This window comes from Pseudomonas sp. P2S-1 (assembly GCF_057197725.1).
This window is the reverse complement of the sequence record NZ_CM170068.1, coordinates 6,096,332-6,119,259: the sequence shown is the minus strand read 5'-3', so window position 1 is coordinate 6,119,259 and position 22,928 is coordinate 6,096,332. Positions and strand designations below refer to the sequence as shown.

Annotated in this window: 22 protein-coding genes and 1 pseudogene; 10 read left to right on the top strand and 13 right to left on the bottom strand. The window is 60.7% G+C overall.

What is annotated here, in order from left to right; all coding sequences use genetic code 11:
• Positions 1-46 precede the first annotated feature (46 nt).
• The 5 genes from AC2CQI_RS27525 to AC2CQI_RS27505 all read right to left on the bottom strand — a co-directional run bounded on the left by AC2CQI_RS27525 (position 47) and on the right by AC2CQI_RS27505 (position 4,849).
• The gene (locus tag AC2CQI_RS27525) at positions 47-979 is read right to left on the bottom strand and encodes a D-2-hydroxyacid dehydrogenase (RefSeq protein WP_484578473.1); all 933 of its coding nucleotides are present in this window, start codon (positions 977-979) and stop codon (positions 47-49) included.
• A gap of 62 nt (positions 980-1,041) precedes the next feature.
• On the bottom strand, positions 1,042-1,335 hold the full coding sequence (locus AC2CQI_RS27520; protein WP_484578472.1) for a YcgL domain-containing protein: 294 nt from the start codon (positions 1,333-1,335) through the stop codon (positions 1,042-1,044).
• Positions 1,332-2,465 carry a ribonuclease D gene (gene rnd, locus AC2CQI_RS27515; protein WP_075806293.1) on the bottom strand — a complete coding sequence of 378 codons (1,134 nt, stop codon included), beginning with the start codon at positions 2,463-2,465 and terminating at the stop codon, positions 1,332-1,334. The genes AC2CQI_RS27520 and rnd overlap by 4 nt, the downstream gene beginning before the upstream one ends.
• Positions 2,466-2,576: 111 nt before the next feature.
• Complete coding sequence (locus AC2CQI_RS27510) at positions 2,577-4,211, bottom strand: phosphoethanolamine transferase (protein WP_484578471.1); 1,635 nt, start codon at positions 4,209-4,211, stop codon at positions 2,577-2,579.
• A gap of 272 nt (positions 4,212-4,483) precedes the next feature.
• Complete coding sequence (locus tag AC2CQI_RS27505) at positions 4,484-4,849, bottom strand: 5-carboxymethyl-2-hydroxymuconate Delta-isomerase (RefSeq protein ID WP_075806103.1); 366 nt, start codon at positions 4,847-4,849, stop codon at positions 4,484-4,486.
• A gap of 113 nt (positions 4,850-4,962) precedes the next feature.
• On the opposite strand from AC2CQI_RS27505, the gene AC2CQI_RS27500 reads away from it, so the two are divergent.
• Entirely contained in the window at positions 4,963-5,193 is a 231-nt protein-coding gene (locus AC2CQI_RS27500; protein WP_075806104.1) for an HP1242/YdcH family protein, read from the top strand.
• Positions 5,194-5,220: 27 nt separating this feature from the next.
• Here AC2CQI_RS27500 and AC2CQI_RS27495 read toward each other — a convergent pair.
• Positions 5,221-6,002 (bottom strand): annotated as a pseudogene (locus AC2CQI_RS27495) (aspartyl/asparaginyl beta-hydroxylase domain-containing protein).
• Between the two features lie 157 nt (positions 6,003-6,159).
• Entirely contained in the window at positions 6,160-6,936 is a 777-nt protein-coding gene (locus tag AC2CQI_RS27490) for an IclR family transcriptional regulator (protein ID WP_075806105.1), read from the bottom strand.
• Positions 6,937-7,103: 167 nt separating this feature from the next.
• On the opposite strand from AC2CQI_RS27490, the gene AC2CQI_RS27485 reads away from it, so the two are divergent.
• The 7 genes from AC2CQI_RS27485 to AC2CQI_RS27455 all read left to right on the top strand — a co-directional run bounded on the left by AC2CQI_RS27485 (position 7,104) and on the right by AC2CQI_RS27455 (position 13,057).
• Positions 7,104-7,862 carry an ABC transporter substrate-binding protein gene (locus tag AC2CQI_RS27485; protein WP_484578470.1) on the top strand — a complete coding sequence of 253 codons (759 nt, stop codon included), beginning with the start codon at positions 7,104-7,106 and terminating at the stop codon, positions 7,860-7,862.
• Between the two features lie 63 nt (positions 7,863-7,925).
• The gene (locus AC2CQI_RS27480; protein WP_484578469.1) at positions 7,926-8,582 is read left to right on the top strand and encodes an amino acid ABC transporter permease; all 657 of its coding nucleotides are present in this window, start codon (positions 7,926-7,928) and stop codon (positions 8,580-8,582) included.
• On the top strand, positions 8,579-9,322 hold the full coding sequence (locus tag AC2CQI_RS27475; protein WP_075806108.1) for an amino acid ABC transporter ATP-binding protein: 744 nt from the start codon (positions 8,579-8,581) through the stop codon (positions 9,320-9,322). The genes AC2CQI_RS27480 and AC2CQI_RS27475 overlap by 4 nt, the downstream gene beginning before the upstream one ends.
• Positions 9,319-10,596 (top strand): NAD(P)/FAD-dependent oxidoreductase, encoded by a 1,278-nt coding sequence (locus AC2CQI_RS27470; RefSeq protein WP_484578468.1) that lies wholly within the window; start codon positions 9,319-9,321, stop codon positions 10,594-10,596. Before AC2CQI_RS27475 ends, AC2CQI_RS27470 begins: the two co-directional genes overlap by 4 nt.
• 17 nt (positions 10,597-10,613) lie before the next feature.
• Positions 10,614-10,949, top strand: coding sequence for a cupin domain-containing protein (locus AC2CQI_RS27465; protein WP_484578467.1), 336 nt, complete (start codon positions 10,614-10,616; stop codon positions 10,947-10,949).
• Positions 10,950-11,016: 67 nt separating this feature from the next.
• Positions 11,017-12,495 carry a MocR-like pyridoxine biosynthesis transcription factor PdxR gene (gene pdxR, locus AC2CQI_RS27460; protein WP_484578466.1) on the top strand — a complete coding sequence of 493 codons (1,479 nt, stop codon included), beginning with the start codon at positions 11,017-11,019 and terminating at the stop codon, positions 12,493-12,495.
• 100 nt (positions 12,496-12,595) lie between these two features.
• Entirely contained in the window at positions 12,596-13,057 is a 462-nt protein-coding gene (locus tag AC2CQI_RS27455) for a GNAT family N-acetyltransferase (RefSeq protein ID WP_484578465.1), read from the top strand.
• A 172-nt stretch (positions 13,058-13,229) separates the two neighbouring features.
• Here AC2CQI_RS27455 and AC2CQI_RS27450 read toward each other — a convergent pair whose 3' ends face one another.
• The 4 genes from AC2CQI_RS27450 to AC2CQI_RS27435 form a co-directional block, all read right to left on the bottom strand.
• Complete coding sequence (locus AC2CQI_RS27450; RefSeq protein ID WP_484578464.1) at positions 13,230-13,763, bottom strand: hypothetical protein; 534 nt, start codon at positions 13,761-13,763, stop codon at positions 13,230-13,232.
• A gap of 176 nt (positions 13,764-13,939) precedes the next feature.
• Positions 13,940-16,342: a TonB-dependent siderophore receptor gene (locus tag AC2CQI_RS27445; protein ID WP_081430348.1), complete on the bottom strand. Its 2,403-nt coding sequence runs from the start codon at positions 16,340-16,342 to the stop codon at positions 13,940-13,942.
• 96 nt (positions 16,343-16,438) lie between these two features.
• Entirely contained in the window at positions 16,439-17,386 is a 948-nt protein-coding gene (locus AC2CQI_RS27440; protein WP_484578463.1) for a FecR domain-containing protein, read from the bottom strand.
• Positions 17,383-17,889, bottom strand: coding sequence for a sigma-70 family RNA polymerase sigma factor (locus AC2CQI_RS27435; protein ID WP_484578462.1), 507 nt, complete (start codon positions 17,887-17,889; stop codon positions 17,383-17,385). The genes AC2CQI_RS27440 and AC2CQI_RS27435 overlap by 4 nt, the downstream gene beginning before the upstream one ends.
• A gap of 1,004 nt (positions 17,890-18,893) precedes the next feature.
• Here AC2CQI_RS27435 and AC2CQI_RS27430 point away from each other — a divergent pair.
• A complete protein-coding gene (locus AC2CQI_RS27430) occupies positions 18,894-19,142 on the top strand; it encodes a hypothetical protein (RefSeq protein ID WP_484578461.1) in 249 nt (82 codons plus the stop codon).
• Positions 19,143-19,570: 428 nt separating this feature from the next.
• Here AC2CQI_RS27430 and AC2CQI_RS27425 read toward each other — a convergent pair whose 3' ends face one another.
• Both AC2CQI_RS27425 and AC2CQI_RS27420 read right to left on the bottom strand, forming a co-directional pair.
• Positions 19,571-19,978: a hypothetical protein gene (locus AC2CQI_RS27425; protein WP_484578460.1), complete on the bottom strand. Its 408-nt coding sequence runs from the start codon at positions 19,976-19,978 to the stop codon at positions 19,571-19,573.
• Complete coding sequence (locus tag AC2CQI_RS27420) at positions 19,975-20,859, bottom strand: ParA family protein (protein WP_484578459.1); 885 nt, start codon at positions 20,857-20,859, stop codon at positions 19,975-19,977. The genes AC2CQI_RS27425 and AC2CQI_RS27420 overlap by 4 nt, the downstream gene beginning before the upstream one ends.
• A gap of 1,285 nt (positions 20,860-22,144) precedes the next feature.
• Between AC2CQI_RS27420 and AC2CQI_RS27415 the strand changes: the two genes are divergently transcribed.
• The gene (locus tag AC2CQI_RS27415) at positions 22,145-22,888 is read left to right on the top strand and encodes a hypothetical protein (RefSeq protein ID WP_484578458.1); all 744 of its coding nucleotides are present in this window, start codon (positions 22,145-22,147) and stop codon (positions 22,886-22,888) included.
• Positions 22,889-22,928: the final 40 nt, after the last annotated feature.

Sequence of the window (22,928 nt, the reverse complement as noted above, 5' to 3'; positions counted from 1 at the left end):
GGACCGCGTGCACCCTGTGGGAGCTGGCTTGCCAGCGATAGCGGTCTCAATAGCCCCGCGAAAAATCGACCTCTCCGCGCAATTCATCGCCCCGCCGATAAGCCCCCAGATTCCCCACGAACAACCGCACCATCGCCGTCGGCGAAGTCGGCGCCGAACTGTGCCCGGTCAACAGCAACCCCAGCGCCGTCCAGAACGGATGATTCCTCGGCAACGGCTCCTGCCGGCACACATCGATCACCGCCCCGGCCAGATGACCCTTGGTCAGCGCCGCCACCAGGTCGCCATCGACCACCGCCACGCCACGCCCGGCATTGATGAACAGCGCATCCGGATTGAAACGCTCGAACAGCGCCGCGTCGTAGATATCCCGGGTCGCCGGGGTATCCGGCAGCAGGTTGATCACGTAATCCACCTGCCCCACCAGCCGGCCAACTTCGTCCAGCCCGGCCACTTCGACGAAGGGCTCCAGCTCGCGGGGTGAACTGGCGACGCCGTACAGCGTGCAGCCGAACGGTACGAGGAAACGCGCAACCTCGCAGCCGATATCACCGGTGCCGACGATCAGCACCCGGCGCCCTTCAAGGCTGCGGCCAGGCCGGCCGTCCCACTTGCGCTCGACCTGGCTCATCAGGCGGGTCAGCACCTCGCGCTCGTGGCCGAGCATATAGGTCAGCACATACTCGGCCATCACCTGACCGAAGATACCCACGGCCCGGGTCAACCGGTATTCGCGGGGCAGCCCTTCGGCCAGCAGCGGAGTAATCCCGGCCCAGGTCGACTGCACCCAGTCCGGGCGGTGGCCCTGGCGCAGCAGGGTTGCCAGCAGGTCCGGCTGGCCCAGCCACACCGGGCATTGCGCAGCCAGCTCCGACAGTTCGGCGGAATCACCACTGGTCAGCACTTCGAGTTCGGGCAATGCCTCGCGCAGCAGGCGGGCATAGAGGGCGTGATCCTGTTCGGCGATCAGAACGCGCATATCGATTACAACCTTGCAGAACGGCGGGAGGGCCGGTCAGGACCGGCCCTGCGGAGACGGGATCAGACCGGATCGTTGCGGCGCAGCAATTCTTCCGGCAGGTGCTCGATGTACTCCTCTTCGGCCGGCGGCATCTGCAGGTGGAAGCCCTGGCTGTCGAGGTTTTCCAGGACCTTGCCGATGTCTTCGCTGGCCAGGGTGCGCTCCGGGGTCAGCACCACGTCGAAGGCGTGCTGCGGGGTGCCGAACAGCGGCAACAAGGCATCCGGCACCTTGTTCAGGCCATCGGCCTTGAGCAGGTAGAGGTACATGCCCTGCTTGCGCGGGCTGCGGTAGATCGAACAGATACGTTTCAAGAGGCTTCTCCAGCGTCGGCCAGGCAATCCAGCAGGGCCTGGCCCATTCGCTCGCGACGCCAGCCGCGCAGCGAGTCGGGCAATTGGTACGGTCCGTCGGGGTAGCCGCTCTTGAGCAGTGCCTCGAGGGTTTTCTTGCGCAGCATCAGCTCGGGGGCGATGTTCAGGCGCTCGCCTTCGGCCTGGCCGATGGCGCGCAGTTTTTTCAGCAGCGCCGCGGCTTCGATCGGCAGCGGCTCGGGCACCGCCGGCGGCCACTCGTCTGGCGGCAGGTTGCCGTGGCGCTTGATCAGGTCGAGGAGGAACTCGCCATCCTGGCGGATGGTGCGCGGATGCATGTCCTCGATGCGGGCCAGGGCCACCAGGTTGTCCGGCTGGGTCCGGGCAATCGGCCACATGGCATGTTCACGCAGCACGCGGTTGCGCGGCACGTCACGCTCGCGGGCCTCCAGCTCGCGCCAGGCGCACAGTTCGCGCAGCACGGCGAGCTGGGCGCGGGACAGCTTCCAGGCCAGCTTGGCCTCGCGATACAGCTCCCAGGGATCGATCTCCCGGCACAGCTGCACCACCAGTTCGGCACCGTCTTCCAGGACCCAGGCGTTCTTGTCGTCGCTCAGTTGCGGACGCAGGCGCTCGTACAGCTCGGCCAGGTGCACGGCGTCTTCCGCGGCGTAGCTGACCTGGGTCTCGGAGAGCGGACGCTGCAGCCAGTCGGACCGGGTTTCGCCCTTGGGCAACTCGATGCCGAGGACTTCCTGGACCAGGCGCGAGTAGCCCATGGAGAAACCGAGATTGAGGTAACCGGCCGCCAGTTGCGTATCGAACAGCGGCGCCGGCAGGCTGCCGGTGAGGCGCGCAAGGACTTCGAGGTCTTCGCTGCAGGCGTGCAGGACCTTGATCACCGCCGGGTCTTCGAGCAGGCCGGCCAGGGGCTGCCAGTCGTTGATCAGCAGCGGATCGACAAGGAAGGCGCGTTGACCATCGCCGACCTGGATCAAACCGGCTTTGGGGTAGAAGGTATCGACCCGCATGAACTCGGTGTCGAGGGCCACGAAGGGCAGTTGACGCCAGTGCCGGCAATGTTCCGCCAGGGCGCTGTCGTCGGTAATCCAGTGAATATCGATGGCCACAAGGCTCTCCCACATACAATGGCGCGCAGTATATACGGCACAGGCCACCGCCGGGAAACCGCTCGACGGTAGCCTTTCCAGAGTAGGTGGCGCGAGCCCGTGCCGCGTTTTTTAAAGTGATGCCTGGGCGGGACGGCAACCGGCGAACAGGTCCAGTTGCGGGTTGTACAGCGAGGTCTTGACCTGCAGCAGGCCGAGCATGGAGTGGAACAGGTTGTCCTGGCTCAGCGGCCGCTCGCGACCCTGTTGCAGGCAGTCGGTATCGACGCCGAAGCTCTTGCGGTAGTTGTCCGAGAACCAGGCCAGCATCGGCACGTGCTTCTGCTGTTCCGGCGCCAGCATGTACGGGGTGCCGTGGAGGAACAGGTTGTACTCGCCCAGGGACTCGCCATGGTCGGAGAGGTAGATCATCGCGGTGTCGACCTGGTCCTGCTTGCTGCGCAACACATCGATCAGCGAGGCCAGTACGTGGTCGGTGTACAGCAGGGTATTGTCGTAGCCGTTGACGATGCTCTGCCGGTCGCACTGGTTCAGCGCGTTGCTGTGACACACCGGGGTGAAGCGTTCGAAGCTGGCCGGGTAGCGCTTGTAGTAGTCCGGCCCGTGGCTGCCCATCTGGTGCAGGACCAGCACGGTGTCTTCCTTCAGGTCATCGATGCGCGCGGCGAGGTCCTTGAGGAGGATCTCGTCATGGCATTCGTTGTCGGCGCACAGCCCGGGCTCTTTCAGGTTGCTGACATCCTCGAAGTGCACCCGGTCGCAGGTGCCCTTGCAGCCTGACTGGTTGTCGCGCCAGTACACCGCCAGGCCGGCACGCTGGAGCATGTCCAGCAGGCCCTCCTGGTTCTTCGCCCTGGCGGCGTCGTAGTCCTTGCGGGTCATGCCGGAGAACATGCAGGGCACCGACACGGCGGTTTCGGTCCCGCAGGAGGTGACATTGCTGAAGCTCACCAGGCCCTGTTCCTTGCTCAGTTCGGGGTTGGTATCGCGGTTGTAGCCGAGCAGGCCGAAGTTCTCCGCCCGGGCACTCTCACCCACCACCAGCACGGTCAGGGATTTACGCGGATGCGCCGACCAACTGGAAGCGAGCGTGGCGTCTTCGCCGATCTTGCGGAACGGCTGCGAGGCGACACCGACTTTCTCCTTGGCATAGTTCACCGAGGCGCCGATGTAGTTGCTCGGCACGATCATCAAGCGCAGCTCATGGTGGTTGCGGAACAGCGAGGACAGGCCCTGGTAGTTGACCATCGCCACCACCGCCAGCAACGCCGCGCTGCCCAGCAACACCAAGACTTTCTGCAGCAGTTCCCGCGGCAGGCTGCGGAACTTCACTGGAATCCTGAACAAAACAAAGGTCGGGACTATCCCGAGCAGGAAGATATAAACGAACAACTTCGGCGAGAGCAGGTCGCGCACTTCGGTGACATTGGTCTCCAGGGTATTGCGCAACATGCCGATATCGATCAGCACGCCGTATTGGCTCATGAAGTAGGCAACACCGGCGCTGATAATGAATAGCGTTGCCAATACCGGCTTGAGCACTTTGCGAAACGCCAGCAAGGTCAGCACGATATTGAAGGCGCACAGCAGCAGCACACCGAAGGCAACGCGCAGCACCAGGGCCTTGGCATCGCCTTGAAGTACGGTGGTGAGGTGCCCCCACAGCACCGAGTTGAAGCCGATCAGCAGATAGGCGCTGGCAAGCAGCGTCACCCATTCGGGACGCAACGACTTTATTTTCAGCATGACGATTCGCTTTTAAAAAGATCCATCCACTGATGCCTTTGCGACATCAGGTTGTTCGCGGGGTGGACTTTAAGCAGGCGCTCATCAATTTTCCGTGAAAAAAATGGCAACAAACGATGGCGAAAATGAACCTTTGTTAATCCGCATCGTTTTATTCAGCCGCCGTTCAGCTTTCTCAGCTTCAAGCCGTAAGCTGCAAGCTACAAGTAAAGGCCAGAGCCGCGCTGGCTTGGCTGTTTCTTGCAGCTTGCAGCTTATGGCTTGGAGCTTGGTCACCCGGGGAAGCGTACCTTGGAATAGGAATCGCGATCGATATCCAGAATCTCCACGCACAACTGGGTATCGATCCCGGCCGGTATCGTCAGCACATCCTTCAGGGCTTCCAGCAGGCTGGCGGACAACTGACGCTTGATCTCCGGAGAACGCCCGCTGAGCAGCGCCAGCTTCACATGGACAAAAGCGCGCTCGACGGGCGCCACGCCGATACGGAAGGTTTCATGGGCGACAGCGCGGCTCTTGATATCCACCTCGTCGCTGAACTGGCCGCTGGCGACCAGGGCGCTGTTCAGGCGCAGCAGGGCCTTGTCGGTATCGAGGTCACGCAGGTTGGCGCTGTATTCCAGATGAAGCTGGGGCATTGGGGATTACCGGTCGCGGAAAAAAGAGCCGACAGACTAACCCCGCCTACCCAACCCGGCAAAGGCATCTACGCTGAAGGTTCATGCCCCGACCTGACTGAGGAGTTGAAGCTATGCCGGTCAAGCACAATCTGTACGCCGACCTGGGAGTGACCGCGGAAGCATTCGAGGCGCTGAAGAAAAGCAGCCCCCATCTGGGCGAGCTGGAAAACCGCTACCTGCAGAAGGACAAGGAAGTCGTCGAAGCCGAACAGAGCGCCAGCGCGGATGACATCGTCACCCGCCTGCGCAAGGAACGCCTGGACATCAAGGACAAGATCGCTGGCTTGCTGAAACCCGCCTGATCCCTCCAACGCGCTGACGCTTCGACGTCAGCGCACCACCTGGCGCTGCCGCCGCAGCGCCGCCCGCACCTGGTCCGCGCCGAACACGAAACCCTGTGCCTGGCCCAGTTCCAGCGTCCTGCTGATCAAAGCCTCGCGATCCTGCAGCGGATCGAGCGCTTCGATGGTCTCCGAGCGCTGTTCCAGCCAGCGACTGAACCCGGCATAGGCGACATTGAAACGCCCCTCCCCCGCCGCCGGCGTGGTCGCCAGCCCGGCGGCGATCGCCGCGTCCACCCAAGGGCCGGGACGACAGTCGATAACCAGATGGATACGCGGCTGGTCGCCGTGGTTGTTGACGCTGTGCGGCCGGTACAGACCCAGGAACCAGCACTCCCCGGCGCGCATCGGCACGCGCTGGTCGTCCAGCATGAAGTCCACCTCTTCCGGCGCCAGCAAGGGTACATGCAGGCGCATATCGGCATCTGCGCCACCGAGGTCGTAGTCGCGGTGCTCGCGGATATGGCTGCGGGGCCCGAGGCGCAGCAGGCGGGTGTTGCGGATATCCACCTCGAGCCCGCCCAGCCCCTGCGCCCAGCGCGGGTCGCTGAGCCATGGCTGACGCTTGATCGCCGGACCGTCGCCATGCGCCAGGGCGACCTGGGACTCGGTGGTGATCAGCGCCACGCCGCTCCAGTCGCCCTGGTAGTAATCGCGGTTGAATGGGGTTGCCAGAGGGTCTCGTCGAGATCCGCAAGGGCAGCCAGCAGCGGGGCCGGGTCGATGGTCAGGGGAAGACGGGAAAAAGCCGGGCGGTGCGATACTTCCATGAATCGGGCTCCAATTCCATTGACTGGCACGAACCCTGTGGGAGCTGGCTTGCCAGCGATAGGGCCCGACCAGGCAACAACGTTGTCCATGCCGGCCTCATCGCTGGCAAGCCAGCTCCCACAGGGTTCGCGCATGACCTCTGATCGGGGTCTGATCCTACAACGTTCTGATCGAAGTGCTGATAGCCCGCGCACATTCCAGCGCAGCCGGCGCCAGGCGGCGCTCGGCCTCTTCACGAGTCCAGCGGCTGGTAGGCGCCACCACATGCACCGACGCCACCGGCCGCCCCTGGCTGTTGCGCACCACCGCCGCCACTGCCATATCGCCGAGGAACAGCTCCTCGCTGTTGATCGCATAGCCCTTGCGGCGGATCTCCGCGATTTCACCGAGTATCGCCTCCATCGAGGTCCGGGTGAACTGGGTATGGCTGGCGATATCGCTCTGCTCCAGCAAGGCCATGACCTCGTCATCCTCCAGCGCACTCAGGTAGGCACGCCCGGACGCCGTGCAGTACATGGGAATGCGACTGCCGATCGGCAGGTGGATGGGGATGAACTTGGGCCCGACGAAACGCGCAACATAGAGCATGTCACTGCGCACCGGCTCGGTCAGGTTGGTGGTCTCGCCGGTGGTCTGCGCCAGCTCGGCGAGGAACGGGTTGGCGACGTCCACCAGGGTATCGGCAGCCAGGTAGTTGTAGCCGATCTCCATCACGTGCGGGGTCAACTGGAAGCGCTTGGTCACCGGATGCTTGCTGACATAACCCAGTGCTTCGAGGGTGTGGATCATCCGTTGCGCGGAGCTTTTGTTGATGCCGGCCGCTGCCGCCACCTCGGCCAGGTTCATGGTGCGATTGCGTGCGTTGAAGGCCCGCAGCACCGCCAGGCCTTTCTCCAGGGACTGGTTGAACAGGCTGTTGTCGTTGTCGCTCATGTCGCGTCCTTGGTAAAAAACAGGCTTTGAATATCGATAGTCGATACTTATAAATCTCTTTACGATTTATGTAAATCACATTATGGTGAATTTACCGCCTCCTGCCGCTTCATGAGGCATCCATAACGCACAACTATAAAAAACCGCGTCAAATGGGAGTATTCGCCATGCATCCTCGCTTTCGTGTGTTGACCTGCGCCCTTGCCCTGGTGGCCAGTTGCGCAACCTCGCTGGTCGCCAATGCCGACACCTACAAGGTCGGCGCCACCGCCACCGGCATTCCCTTTACCTTCCTCGACGTCAAGAGCAACAGCATCCAGGGCATGATGGTCGACTCGGCGCAGGCCGTGGCCAAGGCCGCCGGTTTCGAAGTGGAGATCGCCCAGACCACCTTCGCCGCCCTGATCCCCTCGCTGACCGCGCGCAAGATCGACCTGATCTCCGCCGCCATGCTGCGCACTCCGGAGCGCGAGAAGGTGGTGCAGTACTCCGACCCGGTGTTCGAGTACGGCGAGGGCCTGATCGTGCGCGACGACGATACCGGCGCCTACACCAGCATGGATGACTTCAAGGGCGAAGTGGTCGGCGCCCAGGTCGGCACCATCTTCATCGACGAGTTGAACAAGCGCGGCATCTTCAAGGAAGTGCGCGGCTACGACTCCCTCGCCGACCTGACCCGCGACCTGGCCCTGGGCCGGATCAAGGCCGGCTTCGGCGACCATCCGATCCTCGCCTACCAGATGTCCAAGGGCACGCTGAAGAAGGTCCGTCTCGTGGACAGCTACGCCCCGCAGATCAAGGGCGAGGTGTGCATCATCCTGCGCCAGGGCGACCGCGACATGCTCAGCCGGGTCAACCAGGGCATCGCCAGCATCAAGGCCGACGGCACCCTGGCGGCGATCATCGACAAGTGGCACCTCGACTGACCGTCGATTCTCACGCGCCCCGTGCGGGCGCGCTTTCCTGATTCGCACTCACGGACATTTCCCATGTTTCTCCAGAACGCCCTGGACTTCCTGCCCATTCTCCTGAGTGGCGCGGTGGTCACCGTGCAGGTCACGATCGCCTCGTTCCTGCTCAGCTCGATCATCGGCCTGGCCTTCGCCCTGATGATGGTGTCGAAGGTCCGCGCCATCGCCCTGTTCGGCATCACCGTGGTCAACATCATCCGCGGCCTGCCGATCATCGTGCAGCTGTTCTACATCTACTTCGTCCTGCCGGAGTTCGGCGTGCAGCTCAGCGCCCTGCAGGCCGGCATCATCGGCCTGGGCATCGCCTACTCGGCGTACCAGGCGGAGAACTTCCGCGCCGGTATCCAGGCCATCCAGCAGGGCCAGATCGAGGCCGCCGAGTCCATCGGCATGCGCGGACCGATGATCATGCGCCGGGTGATCCTGCCCCAGGCCTTCCGCATCGCCTTGCCGCCCTACGGCAACACCCTGGTGATGATGCTCAAGGACTCGTCGCTGGTGTCGACCATCACCGTCGCGGAAATGACCCGCGCCGGCCAACTGATCGCCTCCTCGACCTTCGAAAACATGACCGTCTACACCCTGGTGGCCCTGCTCTACCTGGCCCTGAGCCTGCCGCTGTCGTATGCCCTGCGCCGCCTCGAAGCGCGGATCGCCACGAGGAAGAACGCATGATCAGCATTAAGTCCCTGCATAAAAGCTACGGCAGCACCCGGGTTCTGGAAGGCATCGACCTGAACGTCGAAAGCGGCCAGGTGGTGTGCCTGATCGGCCCGTCCGGCTCGGGCAAATCCACCCTGTTGCGCTGCATCAACGGCCTGGAAACCTACGAGGGCGGCGACATCCTGGTGGGCAGCGAGCGGGTCGACCGGCATGCAAAGAGCATCCACGAGATCCGCACCCAGGTCGCCATGGTGTTCCAGCGCTTCAACCTGTTCCCCCACCGCACCGCCCTGCAGAACGTGATGGAAGGCCCGGTGTACGTGAAGAAGGAAGACCCGGCCGCGGCCCGCGAACACGCCCGCGCCCTGCTGGAAAAGGTCGGCCTGAGCCACCGCATGGACGCCTACCCGGACGAGTTGTCCGGCGGCCAGCAACAGCGTGTGGCCATCGCCCGCGCCCTGGCCATGCGACCCAAGGCAATCCTGTTCGACGAACCGACTTCGGCCCTCGACCCGGAGCTGGTCGGCGAGGTACTGACGGTGATGCGCACCCTGGCCGCCGAGGGCATGACCATGGTGGTGGTGACCCACGAAATGGGCTTCGCCCGCGAGGTGGCCGACAAGGTCTGCTTCCTCTATGGCGGGCGGATCGTCGAGGAAGGCGCGGCGAAGGACGTACTCGGCGCACCGCAGCAGCCGCGCACCCAGGAATTCCTCCGGCGCCTGCTCAACACCGAAGGAGGCCAGGCATGAGCCTGCAACTGCCCCCTTCACTGTGGGCCGCCACGGCCATCGAGGCCCCGGCCACCCCGCCGCTGCGCGACAACCTGCGGGTCGATGTGGCGGTGGTCGGCGCCGGCTATACCGGGCTGGTCACCGCCCTGCACCTGGCCCGCGGTGGCGCCCGGGTCTGCGTGCTGGATGCCGGCGAGCCGGGCTGGGGCGCTTCGGGGCGCAATGGCGGCCAGGTGATCCCCGGGCTCAAGCACGACCCCGACGACCTGCGCCGGATGTTCGGCGGCGACCGCGCCGAGCGCCTGATCGATGTGGTCGGGCACGCCGCCGATAACGTCTTCGAACTGATCGAGCGCTACAACATCGACTGCGAGGCGACCCGCCACGGCTGGATCCAGCCGGCTGCCTCCCCCACCGCCATGCGCGCCATCGAACGCCGAGCGCAGCAATGGCGGCAACGCGGCGTGCCGGTGGAAATGCTCGACCAGGCCAGCGTCACCCGGCGCATCGGCAGCACCGACTACCTCGGTGCCTGGGTCGACCCCCGGGCCGGCAGCGTGCAGCCGCTGAGCTACGCCCGCGGCCTGGCCCGAGCAGCGATTGCCGAGGGCGTGCAGATCCACGGGCATAACCGCGTCACCGACCTGTGTCAGGAAGACGGGCGCTGGCGGCTGACCACCGATCAGCAGCACAGCGTGCGTGCCGAGCATGTGGTGCTCGCCACCAATGGCTACACCGACAACCTCTGGCCGAACCTGCGCCAAACCCTGCTGCCCGCCAACAGCTTCATCGTCGCCACCCGCCCCCTGCCGGAAGACCTGCGGCGCAGCGTGCTGCCCGGTGGCGAGGTATGTTCCGATGCGCGACGGCTGCTTCTCTACTTCAAGCAGGACGCCAGCGGCCGCCTGTTGCTCGGAGGTCGCGGCCCGTTCGCCGAACCGCGTTCGGCAGAGGACTGGAATCACCTCAAGCGCTCGATGCTCGGGCTGTTCCCGCAACTGGCCGGGGTCGAGTTCGAGTACCAGTGGGCCGGACGCGTCGCCCTGACCCAGGACTTCATGCCACGCCTGCACGAGCCGGCGCCGAACCTGAGCATCCTGCTCGGCTACAACGGTCGCGGCATCGCCATGGCCAGCACCCTCGGGCGGCATCTGGCGCAGCGCTTGCTCGGCAAGGAAAAGGAGTTTCCGTTCCCGGTCACGCCGATCCGCCCCATTCCGTTCCATGGCCTGCAGCGCCTTTACCTGGGCGTCGGAATCGCCTGGTACCGGCTGCTCGATGCCGTTTTCTGATGCGAGGAGATCACCTGATGAAACCTGTCGTACTAGCCGCCGTTAGCGAAGAACAATTCAGCGAACCCGCTCCGGTGGGGGATTCCGGAGCCCACAGCCGCAGTGCCGGGCAGTACAGCCTGCAAGGCGCGAACGCGGAAACCGGTATCTGGGAGTGCACACCCGGGAGTTTTCGCCGGGGCGTGAAGGAAGCAGAGTACAGCTACATCATCAGTGGAGAAGGCAGCTTCACACCGGATGGAGGCGAGCCGCTGGAGTTCCGGGCAGGCGATACCCTGTGTTTTCCGCCGGATACCCAGGGGCTGTGGACCATTCGCGAGACGGTGCGCAAGAGCTACGTGATTTTCGGCTGATCGCGGACTTCGGGCGGTCGTAGAATGGCGGGATTTTCCCGTCCATTCACGGATGAAGAGCAGACCAATGTTCAAGACCGCCCAGTTGGAATCGGTAAAGGCCTGGATCAGTGACCCGGCCCACGGCGTGCTTTCACTGCATGTGCGCATCCAGCGCGGGATTCGTCAATTGATCCTCGATGGCGCGCTGGCCGTAGGCAAGCCGCTGCCGGCCACGCGACCACTGGCAGTGTCCCTGGGTGTATCGCGGGACACGGTCGAGGCGGCTTACAGCCAGCTGCATGCCGAAGGGTTTATCGAGCGCCAGGTCGGCAGCGGCAGTTTCGTCTCGGAACGTGCCCGCCATCTGCCGCCGCGCAAGCGCCAGCCTGCGAAGGCGAATACCGGACCGGCTGAACTGAGTCGTCGCGGAGCCGCCGTGTTTCGCGACGGCGGTGTGCACAACTTCCAATACCCGCTCCCCTTCGCGCCCGGCGTTGCCGAAACGCGGAATTTTCCGCTGCCGGTCTGGGAAAGACTGGAACGCCAGGTCATCAAGGAGCATGGCACCCGTGCCCTGCTGCACAGCGCGCCACAGGGCATGGAGGTGCTGCGAAGTGCGATCGCCGATTACCTCAACCTCGAACGTGGTGCCCAGGCCAGCGCCGAGCGGGTGCTGATCCTGACCAGCTCGCAGCAGGCCCTGAGCCTGTGCTCGACGGTGCTGATGGATAGCGGCGAGCGGGTGCTGGTGGAGGACCCCATGTATCACGGCGCACGCAAGGCGATTGGCGCTGCGGGCCTGGAAGCTGTCCCGGTGCCCGTCGATGAACATGGCATGCAGGTCGAGGCCATGGCCGCCCTGGCCCCGGATGCCCGGGCGGTGTTCCTGACCCCGTCCCATCAATTTCCCAGTGGCACCACCCTGTCCCTCGACCGGCGCCTGGCCGCCATCGAATGGGCGCGCCAGCAACGGGCCTGGATCATCGAGGACGACTACGACAGCGAGTTCCACTACGAAGGGCGGCCCACCGCCTGCGTGCAGGGGCTGGATGCCCATGAGCGGACGCTCTATATCGGCACCTTCACCAAATCCATGTTCCCCGGCCTGCGCATCGGTTACATGGTCCTGCCGCCACAACTGGTCGGTCCGATGACGGCGGCGCGGACGTTGCAGGACGGACATAACCCTTCACTTTCGCAACTGACCCTGGCGCGCTTTATCGAGGGCGGGCATCTCGGTGCCCATGTCAGGACCATGCGTGCGCTGTACAAGGCTCGCCGGGATATCCTCGCCGAGCTGGTACACCGGCATCTGGCGGATTTCCTCGTGCCACAGGTTCCCGCTGGCGGCATGCAGATGCCCTGCTTCTTTACCCGGCCCATGGATGAACGGGCGCTGGTCGCTGCCGCAAGGGCAGTGGACGTGGACTTGCTGGGGATGGGCAGCCTGTATGCGCGACCGCGCAACGACGTGGGCTTCCTGATGGGCTTCGCGGCGCATACGCCGGCGGAACTGACGGCTGCAGTGAGCAAGCTGAAGAAGCTGCTGCGCAAAATGGTCTGACTGGCTATCGGTAATTGGCCGGCTATTTCAGGCCATTCCAGGACTATAAATCGCAACCGGGCACACGCCCGTTTCGATCGGTCCAGACAGGAGCCTTTCCATGGCAGCAGTAGAACAATCGATAGTGATACGTCCCTTGGCGCAAGGTGATATGGAGCAGTGGTGCGAATACTGGAGTAGCTACCAGACCTTCTACCAGGTGGACCTGGGCATGGAACTCACCGGCGTCACCTGGGAGCGCTTCTTCGACCCTGCGGAGCCGGTGCATTGCGCGGTGGCTGCGGACAACAAGCGGATCTACGGTTTCGTGAATTGGGTATTTCACCGTTCCACCTGGGGCAGGAACGACTTCTGCTACCTCGAGGACCTCTACGTCTGCCCGAGCGCACGCGGGCAGATGATCGGCAAGCAGTTGATCGAATACGTGCAGGAGCAAGCGCGGGAAAAGGCCTGCGACCGGCTCTACTGGCATACCCAGGAAAGCAATCGCACGGCGCAGCGGTTGTATGACTGGATCGCGGAGAAGCCGGGGGTGATCGAGTATCGGATGGGGTTAGGTTGACGATACGGGTGACATTGATTAGATTGGCGAGGTCGAAGCGACTGACCGGATGAGATCGAGCGCTTCCCAGCGGCGAAAGCCGTAATCGCGCAAGGCGGTTCGCAAGTGGTGTCCGGGTCTGCTGTACCAAACGTAAAAAAGACGCTCAAAGCGTCTTTTTTCGTTTCTGTGGCTACCGCTTTGTCGAAACGGGCTTGCGTAGCCAGGTATTTGTACAAAGCATCCAGAAGCCCATACGCCCCAATAGCTGAGGCCCATTATTCGTCTCGTGATACGCGCTCTCGATCATCACATCGATATCCTGGGCTTTGCCCCTGGCAGCGCGGTTCACACTGAGGAAGACATGATAGGGGCCCGCAGGATCATCGATTCGCACGCTATAAGCCCAGTTGCGACGTGCGTGAGTCTGCCAGACCTTGCATTGTGCTGTATTCAATTGCTCCACGATTGCCGGCAAGCCTTTGGAGAGCCGATAGCGCACTTCGCAAAACGTTCGTGGCCGACCACCACCATCCTTTAGAACCGGCTGCCCTTCAGGGTGAGAAGACTCACACCAGCCTGAAGTGAAACAGTGGTTGGAATAGGTGACATGAATCCGTAGGTCACGATTTACCGCCTGACTGAAGAAGCAGAGCGTCACGGGTTCCAGATGACTGAACGAATAGACTCGCCCATCAATCTTTAGCGGCTTGAAATAGCGGGTCACGCGGCCTCCATTCCAGAATTCCTCCGCGCCGGCGGAGCTGGATCGGCCATTTTCCACGTTGCGATGGAAAACCACTCACCTTCAATGATTCAAGATATTGAAAAACAAGGCCCTGGAGCCGTTGTAGCCTCCGAGGCCTTGTATGTCTGGATTGACATGAAGAAACGAGCGGAGCGTCAGAAATCCCCGCGCAACGACACCATGTAACTCCGTGGCGTCCCGTACGTCGTCCCCCGGGTCCAGTACCCCGTCGAGTCGAAGTACTTGCGGTCCAGCAGGTTCTCGATGTCCACCCCCACCGTCCAGTGCTGGTCGACCTTGTACGCCGCCCGCGCATCGAACAGCGCCCGGCCGCTGTTGCTCACGCCGTTGTAGGCGTCGTAGTAGGCATTCTGCGCCGAGACACCACCACCGACACTGAAGCGGTTCCACTCACCCGGCAGGGTGTAGTTGGTGTTGGCCCGCAGCATGTGCTTCGGCGTTTGCGCAGAAATCGGCCCGCCATCCTGGGAGCTGGTGGTGTTGAAGGTGTACCCCGCTGCCACTTGCAGGCCCGGCAGCACCTCGCCACTGGCCTCGGCCTCGAAGCCCTTGCTGCGGTTGATGCCCTCGCTGTTGAGGTAGCAGCGGCCGGCGACATCCTGTGGGCAATTTCCGGTATTGGCGTAGTCCCGCGCCGCGACATCTTCCTGCTCGATGTAGAACACCGCGAAGGACACGTTCAGGCGCTTGTCGAGCAGTTCACCCTTGATCCCGGTTTCGTAGTTGGAGCCGATGGCCGGGTCGAGCATGCCACCCGCGGCGGTGCGATAACTGGCCTGAGGCATGAAGATATCGGCGTAACTCGCGTACCAGGACCAGTCCTGGTCAAGGTCGTAGATCACCCCGACAAAGGGCGTGAACTCGTGCTTCTGCTCGTTGGTCGCCACCAGGTCATCGCTCCAGGCCTCGGTCTTGTACCAGCTCAGGCGCGCACCGAGGACCAGGCTCAGGTCCTCGGTCATGTGCAGGCGGGCATTCAGGTAGGTGCCGTAGCGGGTGTCGAAGGTGTCGTCCTTGGCGGCCCAGGCCGGTCGCGCGGGCTCCGGGAACAGGTGGTGATCGGGTGCGTAGACGTTGAGCGGCAGGGGGCTGTCCAGGCGTGCCGTCGCATCCTTGTCGTTCATCTTGCGCTTCGACCAGTTGGCGCCCAGGGAGATCTGGTGGCTGAGGCCGAAGGCCTCGAAGTCGCCATCGAGATGACCATCGATGGCATTGGCGGTGACATCGAACTTGTGGAAGTTGGTCCCGGAAATCATCGGTCCGGTCGGGCTACCGTATTCCAGGGTGTCCTCGGCGCTCCATTCGATGGCGCTGCGATTGAACGCACTTTCGGAATGGGACAGGGCAAGCTTGCCGTTCCAGTTTTCATTGAAGCGATGGCTGAGGTCGGCAAAGACTTCATCGGTACGGGTTTGCAACTTGGCCCAGTCCTGACCGAGGAAGGTCGAGCGCTTGAGGTGCGGATTGCTGCCATCGGGGTTGTTTGGCAAGCCGAGGACACTGTAGCCATCGATGCGCGAAGTCTGCCGGCGCAGGCCTACACCGAGGGTGGTGGCGTCGCTCAGATCGCCTTCGACGATGCCGTACAGCAGCGGGCGCTTGCTCTCGGTCACGTCGATGAACGAGTGCTTGTCCTCGTAGGACGCGACCATGCGACCGCGCAGGGTGCCTTCAGCATTCAGCTTGCCGCTGGCATCGAGATCGAGACGGTAGTTGTCCCAGGAGCCGGCGCGGGTGGTGACGGAGAATCTCGGTTCTGTGGTCGGGCGCTTGCGCACCAGATTCACCGCCCCGCCAGGACCGCCCGCCCCCACCAGCAGGCCGGCGGCGCCACGCAGGACTTCGACGCGGTCGAACACCGCCATGTCCGGAATCATCCAGCCGGTGTAGGCGAAGGCCTGCCCGGCCACGCCATCGACCATGTAGCTGTCGTCGGTCAGGTCAAAACCGCGGGAGCTGAAATGGTTGTTGCCATAGCCGCGGTTGGCCCGGGTGATCCCGGGGGTCTGGGCCATCACCTGGTCGAGGGAGACCAGGTTCTTGTCGTCCATCAGCTTGCGGGTGACCACGGTGACCGACTGCGGGGTATTGCGCAGCGACTGCGGGGTCTTGCCGATGGTCACGGCTCCGGTGGTGTAGGAGCCGCTGCCCTCGGTGGTTTCGCCCAGGCCGACGCCGTTGATGCTGGTGGCACCCAGCTCCAGTGCCCCCTCGGTTTCGACCCGGGGTATGACGCTGAGCGTGCCGCTGCCGGTGACTATCACTTGCAGACGGTTGCCCGCCAGCGCTTGCTGCAAGGCCTGCAACGCACTCATCTCGCCACGGATCGCCGCAGCCTGCTTGCCCGCGACCAATGCGGGATCGAGGGAAATCACCTGCCCGCTCTGCCGGGCGATGGCATTCAGGGTTTGCGCCAGGCTGGCGGCGGGCAGATCGAAACGCAGCAGCTGTTGCTGCTGCGCACCTTCAGCCCGGGCGAAGGCCGCGGGCGCGGCGGCCAGGGCGATGGCAAGGGCGAGAGGCCAGGGTTTGAACACGTGGATGCTCCTGATGATATTGGTGTTGTCAGGAGAGAGGTGCAACGAGCGGAAAAAACCGGACACGAATGAGAAAGATTTTTTCTTGCAACCGCGTCACCTTGCCTCGATCAGGGTCAGCCACGGGCCGTAGTGCTTGATCCGGATCGGCAGGGTTTCCGCCAGCGCGGCCAGGGTACGTTCGCTGTCATCCAGCGGGAACACGCCCTGTACACGCAGATCACGCACCTGCGGGCTGACCCGGATGAAGCCGGAGCGATAAGGACGCAGCGCGTCGATCAGGGTCGCCAGGGGTTCGTCGAGAATACTGAGCCGGCCATCGACCCAGTCGGCGCGGTACGCCTGCCCGGCTGGCAGCGGCTCGATGCGCTGTGGGTACAGCATCGCGGCCTGGCCTTGCGTCAGGTCCCTGATTTCGCCGGTCGGCAAGGAAGTCCGCACAGCGTGCTCCAGCACCACGACCCGGGTGCTGCCCTCCAGTTGTTCGACCAGGAAGCGCGTGCCCAGGGCACGGATGTCGCACTGGTCGCTGCGCACGATAAAGGGCCGGTTCGGATCCGCCGCCACCTGGACCACCAGTGCACCGCGATACAGGCGCAAGCGTCGGCGCTCGGCGGAGAAATCGCAGTCCACGGCGCTGCCGGCATTCAGGGTCAGGCGACTGCCATCGTTCAACGTCAGGCTGCGGCGCTCGCCGGTGCCGGTGCGCAGATCGGCCAGGAAGCTCCGGCCGCTCTCGCTGCGCCCGCCCAGCCACAGGCCGCCGCCGAGCAGGCCAAGCCCGAGCATTCCGCGCAAGACGTCGCGGCGAGCGGTTTCCGGCTGCAGCAAGGTCTCGCGCAAGGCGCCGGGTGCGCGGCGCACGACGTCATAGTGCCGACCCAGCCCGCGCTGCAATTGCTCCCAGGCGGCGCTGTTCGCCGGGCTTTGACCCAGCCACTGATGGAAGCGGGCCTGCTCCCGGGCGCTGTCCTGTCCGGAGCGCAGGCGGACCATCCAACCGATCGCCTCTTCGGCGACCGGATCCAGTGCCTGGCGACTCATGGCTGTGCCCCGCTCAGGTAGCACTCACGCAGGGCCACAGTCATATAGCGGCCGATGGTGCGCTGGCAGACATCCAGGCGACGGCCGATCTCGGCGTAGCTCAAGCCGTCGAGCTGGCTCATCAGGAAGGCTTTTTTCACGATCAGGGGCAGGCCGGAAAGGGTCTGGTCGATGGCGTGCAAGGCTTCCAGCAACAGGTGGGTTTCTTCCGGCGACGGCGCCAGCGCTTCCGGCAGCAACATCAGTCGCTCCAGATAGGCCTGTTCCAGCCGGCGACGACGATGGCGGTCGAAGATCAGGCGGCGGGCGATGGTGGAAAGGTAGGCGCGGGGTTGCTCAATGGTACCGGGATCGACGCGGGAGCTGAGGATCTGGCAGAAGGTCTCCGCCGCAGTGTCTTCCGCGTCCGCACGATTGCGCAGGTGGCGCTGGACGTGCTGCAACAGCCAGCGATGGTGGTCGCTGAAAAGGAAACCCAGTTTGTTGGTGTTGGAGGCGGGCACGGAGAGGGAGACCTGAAGCGAATGAGAAAGAGTCGCAATCTTATAGAGGTGATGGCGATTCCCGCAATGCTCTCGTTTTTTCGAAACAGTCTTTGCCTTGACCTTTCATACGATAACCTGCCCATCCGTCCCGAGTCCTGGGACACGGGACACGGGACACCAAGGACATGAAGTTACCTGTACCGCAAGACAAAAAATATGGAGCCTGCATCCCCAGAAACGACAAAGCCCCTGAAACTTCACAGTTTCAGGGGCTTTGACATCTATGCGGAGAGATGGAAATTTGAACCCGCCTGCAATGCCATTAAGGTGCATCAGGCCCTATTTTGGAACGACACGAAGAATAAAATGGCCTTAAGCGCATGATGCGACCCCAAAATTTCCCTACGCCAGCCAAATGGGGCTTCAGATTCATCCGTAGCGCTCAAGCCAGAAAATCCTTGGTTGGACGGTCTTTCGTTGAGCGGCGCAGATGCTCTTGACGCTTTGAGACCGCCTGTAAGTAGCACTGATCGCAACATGCATCCTCGGCAGAACTGACTATGGCCGAGCTGCTCCGCACGGAATAACGACCACAGACGCACCGACATACCCAACGCCCTTTTTTGTCGGCCGAAAGGCCCATCACCGTGAAGCGTCCAAATCGGTCCCCGGCATGGTTTCTGAAAGATGGGTTTGCTCTAGTCGCATGCGGTACTGGTTTGATCGCCAGGGGGAGATCGGAATCCAGACTGGTAGCGCTTGCCTGATATTCGAATTGCTCACCCTTTGCGACAACCCGTGCCGCTACCGCGTCGATTGGTTTTTGGTGACCAGCTTTCATTGAGGGCTTCCATGCGTGCGTGCTCGATACTAGCGCAATCATCACGTGTTCGGCAGGGTGCAAATCCCAGATTGTGCTGAAGCTATGACAGAGGAGGGCTCCACCTCGAGGAGCACACCGAGTGCCACCATTGTGCTACTGTCTACTTTCACATGTAATCTGTGTAGGAGAACCTGTACTGATGGAAAAAGTACCAATTGAGTATGACGTCGACGGAATATCGATGACCCTCGACACATGGCGATCCCTGCAAGAGGTGCGCGGCACCCAAATTTTTAACGATATTGAGAAGCTAGCCACGAGAGTAGTCGCCGAGAACAAATTTTTCCTGATTTACGATCCCCACCACAACAGCGAGGTTGTAGAGCGATGCGACAACACTAAGCAGGTCGACAACCTATTTCATCCGCCGACCATCGATGCTACCTGACAACACCCCGATTGTGCTGCATGGATAGTAAAAGGCGCCCAAGCCCTGAGCCCAGGGACTTGGGCGCCTTTATGCGGTCAAGCAAAGGTGCATAGCTCGGTATGAGATGGCGTCGGCTTGCCTCATTATTACCCACTCCGAACACTCAGAAGGCCGTGTATGGGGAACGCGACCGAGTCTTTCCAGTGAGCCAAATTGAGGCACGATCAAGGATTGGGCATATGCTACCTAAGACCCAAAACACACTGGCATCAGCGAGACCACCATTAATCTGTTCCATTTTTTTGCCATCTACTGTAGCCACCAAGTATTTCGCTGCTCCTCAGCTGTTCCATAGGCGCATCCTCCTCCAGAGAGAGGGCAACGGTACCGCTCCGCCCTCTTTCCCTGTAACCAAAAGCCAATTTAACTAATCCGCTTTTATCGCCCTACACTTCGTTATTTCTACCATGAGCAACTCTCTGAAAGCGGCCTATTTCGCTTATTTCTCTCGCAGCAAAATCATTCAGCTTCTTTCTTGCCTCACCACTCGGCCTAATGTCCATAGTCTCCAGTAAACCTAGCAACTCTTGCTTACTAAACCTATACTCGGAAAAATACGACTTAAGCGAATCAACGTCCATCTCCATCAACTCTTCAGGCTTCTTATAAATCTGCTGACGTGTCAACTCCACAACAGCTTCAATTGCCTCAATACGCTTAACCCTACTACTCAATGACGGCTTTTTTCCATGCGCCAAATCCAGTATCTCAGCGATAGTGAGGTCACTTTTATCCAAACCAGCTTTAGCGCCATCTACGCCAAGCCAAGAGATCAATTGTTTTAATTCAATCATGGGCACGTCCGCATGAATTCAAGAGTAAGCTGTTTAAACTGGTTGGCTTGCTTAGCCGCGTTCGAGCCATTAACATCGTAAACGGCCTGTCGTCTAGCAGCAGCCATTCTCAAACCATCGCCTTCCGTAACATAACTTGCGAAAACAGGACCCGCTCGACGTAACAGCTTGTACTCCGAGTCCTCAGTGTATTTAAGAACCGATGCATACTCCCGCGCCATCATACCAATCGCACCAGCAAAAATTGTGTCGCGGTACGAATCCTCAATACTCAACGCACTCCTAATCATAGCAATATCCGAATTCACATTCGAAATTTCAGCCATCACGGACGCTACACCTATAGCAGACTGGCGATCCAGCTTAACGGGAGAAACACAATAATCAGAAGCATAGATGATAGACTTCAGCACATCCGATATTTCCGGATGAGAATCAATCAAAACATAGTCATATTCATCTTGTAGAGGACGCAAAACAAACTCTATCGTTTTCATATGCGCCAACAAGGAAGCGTTGTTTGCCCGGATATTATTTGTACTGGGAAGCTTATTAACTGAAACCGTAGCCAAGCGATAATCCGCAGGAACGACATCTAAGCCATCACTAAATTCAAATATATCAATATCTGAAGTTTGCGGCGCAGCACTATAAAGCTGCTGGAATTTTTGATATAGCGTTATATCTGGCGGCACCTCCTCACCAAAGTTTTCGATCAACCTCGGAAAGAACCTCCCTGAAATACCGCCCCGTTGATAGTCAGCATCAATCACAAGCACGCGCTTATTATGATACCGATTTAATGCCACAGCCACATGATAGCAGGAAGTCGTTTTTCCAACTCCACCCTTTTCGCTAATGAAACCCACTACTGTTGCCATTAACTGCTCCTATCGACTTATGCGAGATGCTTGCAATCGAGATTTCCACATCATCCGCTCCTTTTGTGTCCTATTCTTGCACAAGCACGCTGGCTGTACCATCTGGACCTCAGCTCCATTAATCGATGGCTACCACGCCTGTTGCTGATTGATCTCGTGAACATAGCTCTGAATGGCAGCTATGCTCTCAACCCGTCGTCGCCGTCACCAGTGATGCCGATAATTCGTTGAGCATGTGTCGGGGGAAGGTCAGCGTGTATGACTCCATGCACCACGCGTCCGGCGCCGGGGGGGGGGCGGTAGCGGCGAGTACGACTGACAACCGCAGATCAGCAGTAGCAAGCCTGTCACGCAGGCGAGCGTGAGCTGGTAGAGCATCACTCATCTCCTTCCAGTAGATTTCGGCCGTCGGCTTGAGACGTTCCTCATCCTCAAGACTGCTAGGCGAGCTTGCTCTTCGCCTGCCAGTCAAGGCCAGTGCGGCGCGTTCACGCTCGCACGGATTTGGCCGGCCTGTTCAGCCAGCGCTGTTTCGTAATGGTTTGCTTGCCAAAACCAAGCACCATGACCGCGGATGTAAGAACTGTTCAATGCCTAGGTCTGTCGCTGCTACGTCATGCAAACTTGCAAAGAACGGCCCTCCTGCACCTGCGGGCGTGTACCATTCACCTCTCAGGCTGCCTTCAGGTGTCAGTGCTGCCTGACCGTCAGCTCAGCGTATTCAACCCCCTCAGTTTCTGTTATGGCCTTGCCAGTCAGCACCACTTTTCGTTATACGTGCCTTCTATTTGGTAGGTGACGAGCCCGTATTCGCCCTCACGGAAACGGGCTGTACATTCTAGCTCTTACCCGTCTTTTTCAAAGCAATTGAATGATTTCCTGTGTTTGTTCCGAATGCTCATCCCGTCCGCAGCTTCCCCAAATTCGCCATAGAGTAGCCCCTTATACTTCCTGGATCATTGGCTCAGTGTAGTCGCATCCGCCGAACGTTTACGGGCACCAAACTCGATGGCATGATGCCACCCCAAACTATGGATATTGCAACGGAGTGCAGCAATGAAAGACATCGTAATCACAGTTGTGGACTTCTTTTCGTGGCCAGAATCATCATCACAACCTAGACCGGGCTGCACCTCATGCAGGGCAATCTTGAGCACCTTGGTACCCTGATTCGATCGCGGTCGGCTGTCTGTCGTCGGGCCTGTGGCTTGCACTCTCAGCGATTCACCGTAACCTACAGACCATCCATGACCTTGCAGTCAAACAAGCCGAAGGATGACCTTCAATGCAAAATCCATGGAAGTATTCTGTTACAGAGATCTACGCAAGCCACTATGGAAGCGTTGTGCAGGACTATTTGTCATTGGTTGTTGAGCCTTCGCTACAGGCACTCCAACGTAGACGAGAAGAACTGAAAGAAGATCCTGACCCTACCGTGGCGGCGTTTCAAACGTTGGATTATATTAGTCTGGAACAAAAGGCAGCTATGGCCTTTTGTCTTGGTATTCAGTCCCTGTGGGAACAGCAGATACGCACATACATGGTCAGCTGTATCCGGCAGCGTTCCCCCCACGACATTGAACCGTCAGAAGCCCGTAACAAAAGTGAAAAAATGGCTGAAAAGGCACGCAAGGTTTATTGGGGGAAGGATTTTAACAAGATGTTTATGTTAGCGCGCGGGCTTGACTTGGCATCTTTTGACTCGTACACCCAACTCGACCTACTAATGCGTCTTGGAAACGTCTGCCGCCATGGAGAGGGGCCGGAGGCTACAAAACTGTACGAGGATTACCCCGATCTATGGCCCAAATCAATCAAGGCGGGTACGTTTCACATTGATGATATGAAATTCCAACTTGATCGGAAGGTCACTGATATGCAGCTTTCATTTGATCTGCTTCAGTCACTGGTGATTGCCGTTGTGTCGTTCTGGCGTGACCTGGAGCGTCATGGCTTGAAGAGCGTCATGCACGGCAGGGCGGATGCAGAGATTGAAACACTTCTGTCCAACCGTATCCGTGAGAAATAGGCTATAGGCCATCTCGGCCATCTCGGCCATCTCCAACTAT